Below are 11,955 nucleotides of genomic sequence, written 5' to 3'. Positions count from 1 at the left end.
CCCAAAGGAGTCCTCCTTATGCAGGATTATTTGATAAGAGCGACGGCGTATGACGGCAAGGTAAGGGCATTCGCGGTGTATACGCGCGGGATCGTAGAAGAGCTGCGGAGCCGCCACGGCTTGACTCCGACAGCGACGGCCGCACTGGGACGGACCGTTTCGGCCTCCTTGATGATGGGCGCCATGCTGAAGGGCGAAGAAAAGTTGACGATTCAGGTTAAGGGCGGCGGACCAATCGGCCAGATCGTAGTGGACGCCAATGCGCATGGTGAGGTGCGCGGCTACGTCGATAACCCGGAAGTAGATCTGCCCCTCAATGAGATCGGCAAGCTGGATGTGGGCGGAGCCGTCGGGACGGATGGATTTCTCTATGTCATCAAGGATCTGGGCCTCAAAGAACCTTATCGCGGCAGCGTGCCTCTCGTCTCCGGCGAGCTGGGCGACGATTTCACCTATTATTTCGCCAAATCCGAGCAGACGAATTCGGCCGTAGCGCTTGGCGTGCTGATCGATGTGGATTACAGCGTGAGAACATCCGGCGGCTTCATTATCCAGCTCCTTCCGGGCTTATCGGATGAGGAGATTACGCAGATCGAGAAGGAACTGCAGTCCCTGCCTCCGATTACGAGCATTCTCGACCGGGGTGATAGCCTGGAGCAGATTTTGACTACGCTTCTTCCGGGCGCATCGGTCTTGGAGCGCAGAGACGACATCCGCTTCCAGTGCAAGTGCTCCCGGGAGCGGGTCGAGCAGACTTTGATTTCCCTTGGACGCAGCGAGCTGCAGGCCATACTCGATGAAGACGGGCAGGCGGAAGTCTCGTGTCATTTCTGCAATGAGAAGTATGCTTTCAGCGGGGAAGATCTGAAAGCTTTGATCTCGGCGTTGTAAGTTCCGGCAGAGGCGGTTCCACAAGCAGGACGGCGGAAACGGGCCGTCCGAACATAGATGCGTGATCATACGGGGAGAAAAGGACATGCGAAACAGGAAAGTGTTAATGGGTATGATCGCTGTGTTGCTGATCGCCGTTGTCATCCTTTCCTCTGTATTGACGGCCCATTATGTAGGCTTACTCCATTCCAATCCGAATCCGGAACAACCGAAGCAGGCCGATCCGACGCGAACCGTTGCCACCATCGGGGAACATATCATCACACGGCAGGACCTGGAAGATCAGCTTCTCCAAAAGCATGGCCGGGAGCTGCTGGACCATATGATTGACCAGTACGTCATTCGCATGGAGGCGGAGACGCAGGGGGTTCAAGTAAGCGATAGCGAAGTGCAGCAGGAAATTTTGCGGATGCAGCAGGGATACGATAGCGAGAATGCGTTTTGGGAGTCGATGAAAGAGCAGCTCGGGCTGACGCGCGAAGAGCTGATAACGGATATCAAGAACAGGCTGCTCGCCGAGAAAATGACGATCCGAGGCATTCAGGTCAGCGATGCCGAAGTGGATGCTTATATGCAGGCGCACGCAGAAGAGTTTCGGCCGCGGAGCATGCTGAGGCTGCAGCAGATCGTTTCGGCGAGCAAAGATCAGGCGCAAAAAGCGGCGGCGGAACTGGCTAAGGGAACGGACTTCGCCCAAGTTGCGAAGGAACGTTCGCTCGACGATGCCACCCGCAGCAGCGGCGGGGATCTCGGATGGGTCGAGGAAGAGGACCCATTCCTGCCTCCGGCAGTCATGAAGGCGGCGAAGACGCTGAAGAAGGGCGAGATCTCCAAACCGGTACAGGTGGATGGGAGTTATGTGCTTGTGAAAGTACAGGACCGCAAAGAGATCTCCAAAGGGCTTCCGCAAGAGGTCCGCGAGCAGGTGCGCAAGGACATCGCTTTGAGCCAGGCGCCTCCCATGAAGCAGACGGTGGAAAAGCTGAGGGAAAAATGGAAAGTCCAGGTGCAGGGCGGGTTTTAGAGGGAACGGCAGGGTATTGCATATTGACAACCTTCTTTGCCGTTTGATAAGATGGCATTATTATACCTAGCAAAATACTCGGATATTTTAGAGGTTTTTTTGTTATCTTGAGGAGGAGAACCGAATGGCCAGACTAGTTCAAAACATCACGCAACTGATTGGGGATACGCCGCTCGTGAAGCTCAACCGCGTCGTACCGGAAGGCAGCGCGGAAGTATACGTGAAGCTCGAGTTCCAGAACCCGGGTGCGAGCGTGAAGGATCGCATTGCGATCTCCATGGTCAATGTCGCGGAGCAAGAGGGCATCATCAAACCGGGCGATACGCTCGTTGAACCAACCAGCGGCAATACGGGTATCGGTCTGGCCATGGTGGCTGCTGCCAAAGGTTACAAAGCGATCCTCGTAATGCCGGAGACGATGTCCATGGAACGCCGCAACCTGCTGCGTGCCTATGGGGCTCAACTCGTGCTGACGCCGGGAGCTGAGGGCATGAAAGGCGCGATCAAACGCGCTGAAGAAATCGTAGCTGAGAATCCAGGCTACTTCATGCCGCAGCAGTTCAAGAACCAGGCTAACGTAAAAGTCCATCTGGAAACGACAGGACCGGAGATTGTGGAAGCGATCAAAGAGCATGACGGCAAGCTCGACGCTTTTATCGCCGGGATTGGTACAGGCGGCACAATTACTGGTGCTGGTACCGTGCTCAAGGAGAATTTCCCTGGCATTAAGGTGTATGCGGTGGAACCTTCCGCTTCGCCTGTTCTCGCCGGCGGCAAGCCGGGTCCGCACAAGATCCAAGGCATCGGTGCCGGTTTTGTTCCGGATATTCTCGATACGAAGATCTATGACGGAATCATTGCAGTAGATAACGAAGATGCCTTCGAAACCTCCCGCCGCGTGGCGAAGGAAGAGGGCATCCTGGGCGGTATCTCCTCCGGTGCGGCGATTTTTGCAGCACTGAAAGTAGCTAAGGAGCTGGGCGAAGGCAAGCGGGTCATTGCGGTTGTACCGAGCAATGGCGAGCGTTACCTCTCCACCCCGCTCTACCAGTTCGAAGATCAATAAGCCTTTATTCTTATTCTGACTGTCCGATGAACAGGGCCTGCTCGACTCCGGTTGAGCAGGCCCCCTTTTTTTCGGGAGCATTATCAAGTATACTAATCCCAACATCTTGGAATCGTGGAAACGGAGGCGCAGCGGAAGATGATTCTGACAACCTTGGAGCAGTGGCAGCAGTGGGCTGGTGCCTATACCGTACTTCCTTACATCCGCAAGTATCCGCTTGAAGAGACTCGCCCTGCGTCGTGGCTTGGGGCATGGGAACAGGCGGCACCGGGTTCCTTCGTGCTGGAGAGCGGCAAGGGAGGCCGGTACACTTTCCTGGGCCTCGAGCCGCGGTCGGAGATCCGGGGGACGGGGCTTGACTGGGTTATTACAGGGCCGGCAGGCGTCCAAGAGCGGGGGAGTCTTCCGCCTCTCCAAGCGGTCAAACAATGGATGGCTCCCTATACGGCACCCTACGTCGCGGGAGCACCCAAGTGGGCAGGCGGCTGTATAGGCTACTGGGGCTATGACGTCATCCGTACCATTGAGCGCCTGCCGGTGCAGGCTGCCGCTGATTTGCCGCTGCCGGACTATGCCTTCGTGCGGATGGACGAGCTGTGGGTCATCGATCATGACCAGAAGGAGCTGTACTGCTCGGTGTCGGTACATTGTCCGCAGGGCAGCTGCTCAGGTGAGAAGCAGGAGCTTCAAGAACGGTACGAGGAGGCGGCTCTCGCTGCAGAGCGGATGTACCGTCTGTGGGAGGAACTGATGGCCTCCAATGTAGATGAAACCCTTACGGGGGAGATTCAGGCCCGGCGGGAGCGGATGGCCGGCGATCTTCTTCAGATCGACGTCGATGCGATTCCCGGACTTCAGGCCGACTTTCCTAGAGAGGCCTATGTCGATGCCGTGAATCGGATACGGGATTATATCGGGGCAGGCGATGTGTTCCAGGTCAATCTATCGGTGCGCCAGCATAAGAAGCTCGAGGCATCGCCCGAAGAGATCTACGAGTGGCTTCGGCTTGTGAATCCGTCACCTTATATGGGCTTGCTTCGCTTCTCGGATTTTCAGCTCGTATCCGGCTCTCCGGAGCTTCTGGTTCAGCTCGAACGGGGAACGGTACGTACGCGTCCTATCGCAGGCACACGGCCGAGGGGCGGGAGCCCGGAGGAAGACAGGCGCCTCGCGGACGAGCTCATCCACCACGAGAAGGAACGGGCGGAGCACATCATGCTGGTGGATCTCGAACGTAACGATCTCGGCCGGATCTCGAAGTATGGAACGGTCCGCGTTTCGGATTTTATGGTGATCGAGTATTACTCGCATGTGATGCATATTGTCTCCGAGGTCGAGGGCCAGCTGGCGGAAGGCAGGGACGCCTTCGATGTGATCGCGGCGACGTTCCCCGGGGGGACGATCACAGGGGCGCCCAAAATCCGTACGATGCAGATTATTGAAGAGCTGGAGCCTGTGCGCCGTGGTCCCTATACCGGGTCCATCGGCTGGATTGACTATAACGGAGATATGGAATTTAATATTATTATCCGTACGTTGGTAGCCGCGGAAGGTACCGGCTATGTGCAAGCGGGGGCCGGGATCGTCATTGATTCCGTACCGGACAAAGAGTATGTCGAATCCATCAATAAAGCCAAAGCGATGTGGAAAGCGATCCAATACAGTGAAGCGGTGGCGATTGGCCGCGGGAGGGGTTAAACGATGATTCTGGTTATCGACAATTACGATTCGTTTACGTACAACCTGGTGCAGTACTTGGGAGAGCTCGGGGAACAGGTGGAAGTACGGCGCAATGATGAGATTGACCTGGCCGGCATCGAGGCGCTGCGTCCGGATCATCTGCTGATTTCCCCGGGGCCGTGCACGCCCAACGAGGCCGGTATCTCGCTCAGCTTGATCGAGCACTTCAAGGGCCGGATTCCGATACTCGGCGTATGTCTCGGCCACCAGTCCATCGGACAAGTGTTCGGGGGAGAGGTCATTCGTGCAGAGAAGCTGATGCATGGCAAGACGTCGGAGATCTTCCATGACGGCCGTTCGGTGTTCGAAGGCCTTCCGTCTCCCTTCATCGCCACCCGTTATCATTCCCTGATTGTCAAACGCGAGACCCTTCCGGATTGCCTCGAGATTAGCGCCGAGACAGCGGAAGGTGAAATCATGGGGTTGCGTCATAAGCAATATCCGATCGAAGGCGTCCAGTTCCATCCGGAGTCGATCATTACCGATCACGGTCATCAGATGCTTCGCAGTTTCTTGAAGATTCCCGCGGGAGGGCGCGTGTGAAGATCGACCTGAACGGACAGCTCATAGAAGAAGAACAGGCCGTGGTCTCCGTATACGACCACGGTTTTCTTTACGGCATGGGCCTGTTCGAGACATTCCGCACCTACGGCGGGAGGCCCTTCTTGCTGGAGTGGCATATGGAACGGCTTGCTGCGGGCTGCGCGGACCTTGATATGGCTTTTGTCCCCTCTCTTGCCGGGCTGCGGCAGAGAATAGGCCGGGTGCTGGAGGCCAATGGGCTCGATGATGCCTATTTCCGTTACACAGTCACGGCCGGGAGCGGAGCGCTTGGGCTGCCTGCAGAGACATACGTGCAGCCGGCAGAAGTCTTGTATGCGAAGCTGCTTCCTCCTGCCGATCCCGAACTATACCGCCGCGGTAGAGGGCTGCAGCTTCTCGCTCTGCCACGGAATACACCCGAAGGACGGGTCCGGCTGAAGTCACTGCATTATATGAACAATATCCTGGCCAAGCAGGAGATGAAGCAGTATCCATGGGCGCGGGGAGCGGAAGGACTGTTCCTTGACGGCCGGGGCCGATTGTGCGAAGGCATTGTCAGCAATGTCTTTTTTGTACGTCTTGGTGTGCTGCATACGCCGTCTGTCGATACCGGCCTGCTGCCTGGGATCACGCGCCGGTTCGTGCTTTTCTTGGCCGACAAGTTGGGAATACCAGTAGTCGAAGGCCTTTATGGCTGGGAAGAGCTGCTGGAGGCCGATGAGGTATTCCTTACGAATTCGATTCAAGAGATCGTGCCGGTTACTGTGCTGTGGGATGAGCAGGGCCGGGCAGTCACGGTAGGAGGCGGCCGGATCGGTCCGATGACGTTACAATTGCTTGAAGCTTACCGTCAGGCGTCAGCTCAAACGGAAGATGAGAGCGGGGAATGAAGGGAGATGGGACGATGACTACGATATCCGGCCAACCGGGGAGCCGTACGGGAGAGTTTCGTGGGCGTGATGTCTTCACGGGCCCAGCGGGTCGGACGCTGATTATGGGGATTCTGAACGTAACACCGGATTCCTTCTCTGACGGCGGGCGGTACATAGAACCGGAAGCCGCTGTGGAGAGGGCGAGGCAGATGATTGCGGAGGGTGCCGATGTTCTCGATATCGGAGGGGAATCGACCCGTCCCGGATTTGACCCGGTTCCTCTCGAGGAAGAACTTCGCCGGGTACTGCCTGCGATTCGAGCGATTCGGGAGGCGGGAATCACGGTTCCCATTTCGATCGACACGTATAAAGCAGAGACAGCACGGCAGGCGCTGGAGGCCGGCGCGACGTGGCTTAACGATGTCTGGGGCTTGCAGCGTGATGAAGCCATGGCTGAGGTGGCTGCAGCGTACGGCAGTCCTATAGTTCTGATGCATAATCGGAAGGAGCCGGTGTATGCTAACTTCATCCAAGAGGTGGTGGATGATCTGCACCGGACGGTCGAAGGGGCGCAAAGGGCTGGGATTGCGGAGAAGCAGATCATTCTCGATCCGGGAATCGGATTCGCCAAGTCCCATGAGCAGAATCTGCAGCTGATGAATCATTTGGATCGCATAGTGGAGCTCGGATTCCCGGTGCTACTGGGGACCTCGCGCAAGCGAATGATCCACCAAACCTTGAAACTGCCGGTGGATGACGTGGTGGAAGGGACTGCAGCGACGGTGGCGCTCGGGATCGCTCAAGGCTGCCGGATCATGCGCGTGCATGACGTGCGTGCCATGCGGCGTGTCGCCGACATGACAGATGCGATCCTAATACAGAGAGAGACCTAGCGTTTTGCAGGCTTGACCCATACCAAGGAGGAAGAGACATGGACCGGATTGTGATGAAGGGGATGGCTTTCTACGGCAGGCACGGGGTTTATCCCGAAGAGAACAGGCTGGGTCAGCGATATTTTGTCGATACGGAGCTGTATCTGCCGCTGGACCGGCCGGGACGCTCGGATGCTTTGGAGGATACCGTGAATTATGCGGCCGTTCACGATACGATCAAGAGCATCGTGGAGGGCGAGACCTTCAAATTAATCGAGGTGCTTGCGGAGCGTATTGCATCCGAGGTGCTTCGAACTTATACTAGTATAAATGAAATTACCGTGCGCGTGCTGAAACCGCACCCGCCGGCACCGATCCATTTTGATGGCGTTACCGTGGAGATTCATAGAAAGCGGGCATAGATGATGAACGAAGAGAAGGCGGATATACATCCGCGGGAAGATCAGGCGGTGGCTTATATCGGCCTCGGCTCCAACCTGGGCGACCGGGAGCAGTATTTGAGGGAAGCGCTCCGCATGCTCGAAGGGCACCCGGAGATCCGGATCCTCGGATGGTCTTCCTTTTACGAAACGGAACCTGTCGGGTATGTGGATCAGAGCCCATTTTTGAACATGGTGGCAGCCCTTGGAACGACACTGTCGCCTGACGATTTGTTCGCGCAGATGCTCGGTGCGGAGCAGCACCTGGGGCGTAAGCGGGAAGTGCGATGGGGTCCGCGCACCATCGATCTCGATTTGTTGTTGTACGGAAGCCGCATCCAAGAGGATCCCCGCCTGATTCTGCCGCATCCCCGCATGCTGGAACGGGCATTCGTGCTCGTACCGCTCATTGAAGTGATGCAGCTTCAGGATCCGCAGCAGGCCGGGCAGCTCGAAGATCAGCTTCAGCGGCTTTCAGGAAAGGAAGGCGTTACGTTATGGAAAAAAATGCAGTAGCCCAGCGCATCCGCGCTTTTCGCAAGTTGAAAGGTTTTACTCAGAACGAGCTGGCAGACCGCTTGGACGTATCGATTGCGATCCTCGGCTCTATCGAACGCGGCACCCGTAAACCCGACCCCAAGATTATTCGCAAAATATCCGACGCGCTCGGCATTGAACCGGAAGAACTGATGGCCGTATCCGGAAGTTCGAATCGGCACAGTTCGTAAGAAGCGCCCTTCGGAAAACGAGAGAGTGTGAACGCATATGCTTACTATAGGAGGGGTTACGGCCCCCAACAAAGTTGTTCTGGCACCGATGGCCGGTGTTTGTAATCCGGCTTTTCGATTGATCGCCAAAGAATTCGGCTGCGGTCTGGTCTGTGCCGAGATGGTCAGTGACAAAGCCATTCTTCACGGCAACCATCGTACGATGGAGATGCTGTACGTGGATGATCGGGAGAAACCGCTATCCCTTCAGATTTTTGGCGGCGATACGCAAACGCTGGTCGAAGCGGCTAAGTATGTCGACGAACATACGAATGCGGATATCATTGATATCAACATGGGCTGCCCTGTCCCCAAGATTACCAAATGCGACGCCGGCGCCCGCTGGCTTCTCGATCCGGGCAAGATTGAACAGATGGTCTCCACGGTATCCAAAGCCGTATCGAAGCCGCTGACCGTTAAGATGCGGATCGGCTGGGATGACGATCATGTCTATGCTGTACAGAACGCCAAGGCGGTGGAGAACGGCGGCGGCGCAGCGGTAGCAGTCCATGGCCGCACCCGTGTGCAGATGTATACCGGCCAGGCGAACTGGGACATCATTAAGGAAGTCAAGGAATCGGTTTCCATCCCGGTTATCGGCAATGGGGATGTCTTCACGCCCGAAGACGCCAAGCGGATGCTGGACCATACTGGCGTGGATGGCGTAATGATTGGACGGGCGGCACTGGGCAATCCATGGATGCTGTACCGTACCATCCAGTATTTGACCAACGGGGAGCTTCCGCCCGAGCCCAGCCCGCAGGAGAAGATCGAGATCGCGATTCTTCACCTCGACCGGTTGACGGCCCTTAAGGGGGAGCACGTGGCGGTGAAGGAGATGCGCAAGCATTTGGCCTGGTACCTCAAGGGCCTCCGCGGCGGTGCCCGCATTAAAGACGCCATCATGGAACAGACCAAGCGCGAAGCCATGATTCAGCTGCTGAACGATTACATCGCGAACCTTGACGAGCCTGAGATTGCAGCTCAATGAACCGTTTCTGGAAGCGAAATGGCTTACATTGACATTTGATGGGGCTTGAAATATAATCAGTCAATAGTCGCTGAGGAACCAGGTTTTGCCGCTGTTTCATGCATGGAATGGCGGTCCGTTCATATACCTTATTAACAGTGAATTCATAACGGATGAGCTCGAATATGAAAATCTTTCACATGACGGGAGATATGTAGCAATGAGCGAAAAACAAGTCATTCTCACGCAGGAAGGTTTGAAAAAGCTCGAAGAAGAGCTGGAACATCTCAAATCGGTCAAACGCCGTGAGGTTGCGGAGCGGATTAAGGTCGCCATCGGCTACGGGGATATCAGCGAGAACTCCGAGTACGAAGATGCCAAGAACGAACAGGCCTTCGTAGAAGGACGGATCATCACACTCGAGAAGATGCTGCGTAACGCGCGCATTATCAACAGTGATGAAGTGGATACCGATACCGTCGGTGTGGGATCGATCGTCATTCTTAAGGATCTGGAGTTCGGCGATATTGTGGAATACTCTATTGTGGGAACGGCAGAGTCCGATCCGTTTCATAACAAGATATCGAATGAAAGTCCTGTAGGCAAAGCCATTCTCGGCAAACGCAAAGGCTCTGTAGTGGATGTCAATGTTCCCGCCGGTGCGATTCAATACGAAATTCTCGAAATCAAGAAGTAAACATTTGGAACAAAAAGCTTCCTAAGGAGGCTTTTTTGTACTATCCGTATAGCAGATTTGAATCAAGGAGCTGGAATCATGAGTGTTGAGTTGGAATTAAATGAATTGCTTCAAATCCGCAGGGGGAAACTGGACGAGCTTAGAGCGCTGGGGATCGACCCGTTCGGTCAAAAGTACGAGAGAACCCATCATGCCGCGGAGATAACCAAGGCCTACGAAGAGAAGTCCAAGGAGGAATTGGACGAGCTTCGTGCAGAAGTCAGTATTGCGGGACGCATCATGCAGAAGCGTGAGATGGGGAAAGCCGGATTTGCCCATCTGCAGGATATTACGGGGAAGATCCAAATTTATGTCCGCGCGGACGCCGTTGGCGAAACGTCCTACAAAGCCTATGATCTGCTCGATATCGGAGATATCATCGGGATTCAAGGGATCGTATTCAAGACGAAGACCGGGGAACTGTCCGTAAAAGCCACTTCGGTAGTTGTACTGTCCAAATCGCTGCTTCCGCTTCCCGAGAAGTATCATGGCTTGAAAGATGTTGAACTCCGTTATCGCCAGCGTTATGTGGACTTGATTATGAATCAGGATGTTCAACAGACGTTTATTACACGTTCCAAAATCATTCAATCTATGCGCCGTTACCTGGATTCCCACGGATATCTTGAGGTGGAAACGCCAACGCTGCATGCCATTGCCGGCGGCGCGGCGGCCCGTCCATTCATTACCCATCACAATGCGCTCGATATGCAGCTTTACATGCGAATCGCCATTGAACTTCACTTGAAGCGTCTGATAGTCGGCGGCATGGAGAAAGTATATGAGATCGGAAGAGTATACCGTAATGAAGGGATCTCGACGCGGCATAATCCGGAGTTCACTATGATCGAGCTGTATGAGGCTTATGCCGATTACAAGGATATCATGAAGCTGACCGAGGAAATGATTGCTCATATCGCGCAGGAGGTACTCGGGACCACCAAGATTACATACGGAGACTATGAAGTGGACTTGACTCCTCAGTGGCGTCGTGTCACCATGGTCGATGCGATCAAAGAAGTGGTCGGCGTTGATTTCAATGTACAGATGAGCGATGAAGAAGCGCATCGCCTGGCCAAAGAGCATAAGGTTCCTGTAGAACCTACCATGACGTTCGGCCACATCGTAAATCAATTCTTCGAAGCCTTCGTAGAAGAAAAGCTGATTCAGCCTACCTTCATTACAGGGCATCCAGTAGAGATCTCCCCGTTGGCAAAGAAGAGCGAGACGGATCCGCGGTTCACGGACCGGTTTGAGCTCTTTATGGTAGCACGCGAGCATGCCAATGCATTCACAGAGCTTAATGATCCGATTGACCAGCGCGAACGTTTTGCCGCACAATTGGTAGAGCGTGAGCAGGGCAACGACGAAGCCCACGAGATGGACGAGGACTTTGTCCGCGCACTTGAATACGGCATGCCGCCGACAGGCGGTCTCGGGATCGGTATCGACCGCCTCGTCATGCTGTTGACCAATGCACCGTCGATCCGCGATGTGCTCTTGTTCCCGCTGATGCGTGAGCGTCAAGGCGAATAAGAAGATGATAAGGCGTCCCTTAGGGACGCCTTTTTTTGTAGGTGACTGTTAAAAATGGGGCTTGCATTACGCGACGGGCTTGTGCTATATTACTCCTTGTCGCTTCTGAGCTTCAACAAAAGAAGACAAGCACGATGCGGGTTCAACCGGTGACCGGTGAATCGGCTCGCGAAAGTAAAGAATTAAATGCTTGACTTTGAAAGTGTTGCTGTGATAGGATGTGAAAGTTGCTTCCGAGAGACAATGTCGATCGGAACACTGAGAAATGAAATCGAAATCGAATTGCCCTTTGAAAACTGAACATCGAGTGAGTGTTAAATATAGAAGCTCAGCAATGAGTTTCTGCCAAGCTTCAAAATGAGCAAGTCAGCTTTTCTTTATTGGAGAGTTTGATCCTGGCTCAGGACGAACGCTGGCGGCGTGCCTAATACATGCAAGTCGAGCGGATCATTTCCTTCGGGGAATGGTTAGCGGCGGACGGGTGAGTAACACGTAGGC

General features: G+C 54.9%; 13 protein-coding genes and 1 rRNA gene. All 14 read left to right on the top strand.

From position 1 onward, the window contains the following. The first annotated feature begins 18 nt into the window (after positions 1–18). Positions 19–891: an Hsp33 family molecular chaperone HslO gene (gene hslO, locus O9H32_RS30120; RefSeq protein ID WP_269869800.1), complete on the top strand. Its 873-nt coding sequence runs from the start codon at positions 19–21 to the stop codon at positions 889–891. Positions 892–1,003: 112 nt separating this feature from the next. Further along, the gene (locus tag O9H32_RS30115; RefSeq protein WP_269869799.1) at positions 1,004–1,915 is read left to right on the top strand and encodes a peptidyl-prolyl cis-trans isomerase; all 912 of its coding nucleotides are present in this window, start codon (positions 1,004–1,006) and stop codon (positions 1,913–1,915) included. Positions 1,916–2,039: 124 nt separating this feature from the next. Further along, positions 2,040–2,981, top strand: coding sequence for a cysteine synthase A (gene cysK, locus O9H32_RS30110; RefSeq protein WP_269869798.1), 942 nt, complete (start codon positions 2,040–2,042; stop codon positions 2,979–2,981). Positions 2,982–3,119: 138 nt separating this feature from the next. Continuing rightward, positions 3,120–4,679 (top strand): anthranilate synthase component I family protein, encoded by a 1,560-nt coding sequence (locus O9H32_RS30105; RefSeq protein ID WP_269869842.1) that lies wholly within the window; start codon positions 3,120–3,122, stop codon positions 4,677–4,679. Between the two features lie 3 nt (positions 4,680–4,682). Continuing rightward, a complete protein-coding gene (pabA, locus tag O9H32_RS30100; RefSeq protein WP_269869797.1) occupies positions 4,683–5,264 on the top strand; it encodes an aminodeoxychorismate/anthranilate synthase component II in 582 nt (193 codons plus the stop codon). Further along, positions 5,261–6,154, top strand: a complete 894-nt coding sequence (locus O9H32_RS30095) for an aminotransferase class IV (RefSeq protein ID WP_269869796.1) — start codon at positions 5,261–5,263, stop codon at positions 6,152–6,154. The genes pabA and O9H32_RS30095 overlap by 4 nt, the downstream gene beginning before the upstream one ends. 14 nt (positions 6,155–6,168) lie before the next feature. Then, the gene (gene folP / locus O9H32_RS30090) at positions 6,169–7,029 is read left to right on the top strand and encodes a dihydropteroate synthase (protein WP_406627420.1); all 861 of its coding nucleotides are present in this window, start codon (positions 6,169–6,171) and stop codon (positions 7,027–7,029) included. A gap of 38 nt (positions 7,030–7,067) precedes the next feature. After that, positions 7,068–7,430, top strand: a complete 363-nt coding sequence (gene folB, locus O9H32_RS30085) for a dihydroneopterin aldolase (protein ID WP_269869795.1) — start codon at positions 7,068–7,070, stop codon at positions 7,428–7,430. Further along, positions 7,431–7,964, top strand: coding sequence for a 2-amino-4-hydroxy-6-hydroxymethyldihydropteridine diphosphokinase (gene folK, locus O9H32_RS30080; RefSeq protein WP_269869794.1), 534 nt, complete (start codon positions 7,431–7,433; stop codon positions 7,962–7,964). It abuts the gene before it with no gap. Continuing rightward, positions 7,946–8,176 carry a helix-turn-helix domain-containing protein gene (locus tag O9H32_RS30075; RefSeq protein ID WP_269869793.1) on the top strand — a complete coding sequence of 77 codons (231 nt, stop codon included), beginning with the start codon at positions 7,946–7,948 and terminating at the stop codon, positions 8,174–8,176. Before folK ends, O9H32_RS30075 begins: the two co-directional genes overlap by 19 nt. Before the next feature lie 37 nt (positions 8,177–8,213). Further along, entirely contained in the window at positions 8,214–9,206 is a 993-nt protein-coding gene (gene dusB / locus O9H32_RS30070; RefSeq protein WP_269869792.1) for a tRNA dihydrouridine synthase DusB, read from the top strand. Between the two features lie 199 nt (positions 9,207–9,405). Next, on the top strand, positions 9,406–9,882 hold the full coding sequence (gene greA, locus O9H32_RS30065; protein ID WP_269869791.1) for a transcription elongation factor GreA: 477 nt from the start codon (positions 9,406–9,408) through the stop codon (positions 9,880–9,882). 78 nt (positions 9,883–9,960) lie between these two features. After that, positions 9,961–11,457: a lysine--tRNA ligase gene (gene lysS, locus O9H32_RS30060; protein ID WP_269869790.1), complete on the top strand. Its 1,497-nt coding sequence runs from the start codon at positions 9,961–9,963 to the stop codon at positions 11,455–11,457. Between the two features lie 377 nt (positions 11,458–11,834). Beyond that, positions 11,835–11,955: ribosomal RNA gene (locus O9H32_RS30055) — 16S ribosomal RNA — on the top strand; the annotation flags it as partial.

The organism is Paenibacillus caseinilyticus, assembly GCF_027533645.1.
Taxonomy (GTDB): domain Bacteria; phylum Bacillota; class Bacilli; order Paenibacillales; family NBRC-103111; genus Paenibacillus_G; species Paenibacillus_G caseinilyticus.
This window is presented reverse-complemented; position numbering and strand designations above follow the sequence as displayed.

Bases quoted from the DNA above. Each gene is read 5' to 3' on its own strand.
- hslO (WP_269869800.1), top strand. From the start codon at position 19: ATGCAGGATTATTTGATAAGAGCGACGGCGTATGACGGCAAGGTAAGG.
- O9H32_RS30115 (WP_269869799.1), top strand. From the start codon at position 1,004: ATGATCGCTGTGTTGCTGATCGCCGTTGTCATCCTTTCCTCTGTATTG.
- cysK (WP_269869798.1), top strand. From the start codon at position 2,040: ATGGCCAGACTAGTTCAAAACATCACGCAACTGATTGGGGATACGCCG.
- O9H32_RS30105 (WP_269869842.1), top strand. From the start codon at position 3,120: ATGATTCTGACAACCTTGGAGCAGTGGCAGCAGTGGGCTGGTGCCTAT.
- pabA (WP_269869797.1), top strand. From the start codon at position 4,683: ATGATTCTGGTTATCGACAATTACGATTCGTTTACGTACAACCTGGTG.
- folP (WP_406627420.1), top strand. From the start codon at position 6,169: ATGACTACGATATCCGGCCAACCGGGGAGCCGTACGGGAGAGTTTCGT.
- folB (WP_269869795.1), top strand. From the start codon at position 7,068: ATGGACCGGATTGTGATGAAGGGGATGGCTTTCTACGGCAGGCACGGG.
- folK (WP_269869794.1), top strand. From the start codon at position 7,431: ATGATGAACGAAGAGAAGGCGGATATACATCCGCGGGAAGATCAGGCG.
- O9H32_RS30075 (WP_269869793.1), top strand. From the start codon at position 7,946: ATGGAAAAAAATGCAGTAGCCCAGCGCATCCGCGCTTTTCGCAAGTTG.
- dusB (WP_269869792.1), top strand. From the start codon at position 8,214: ATGCTTACTATAGGAGGGGTTACGGCCCCCAACAAAGTTGTTCTGGCA.
- greA (WP_269869791.1), top strand. From the start codon at position 9,406: ATGAGCGAAAAACAAGTCATTCTCACGCAGGAAGGTTTGAAAAAGCTC.
- lysS (WP_269869790.1), top strand. From the start codon at position 9,961: ATGAGTGTTGAGTTGGAATTAAATGAATTGCTTCAAATCCGCAGGGGG.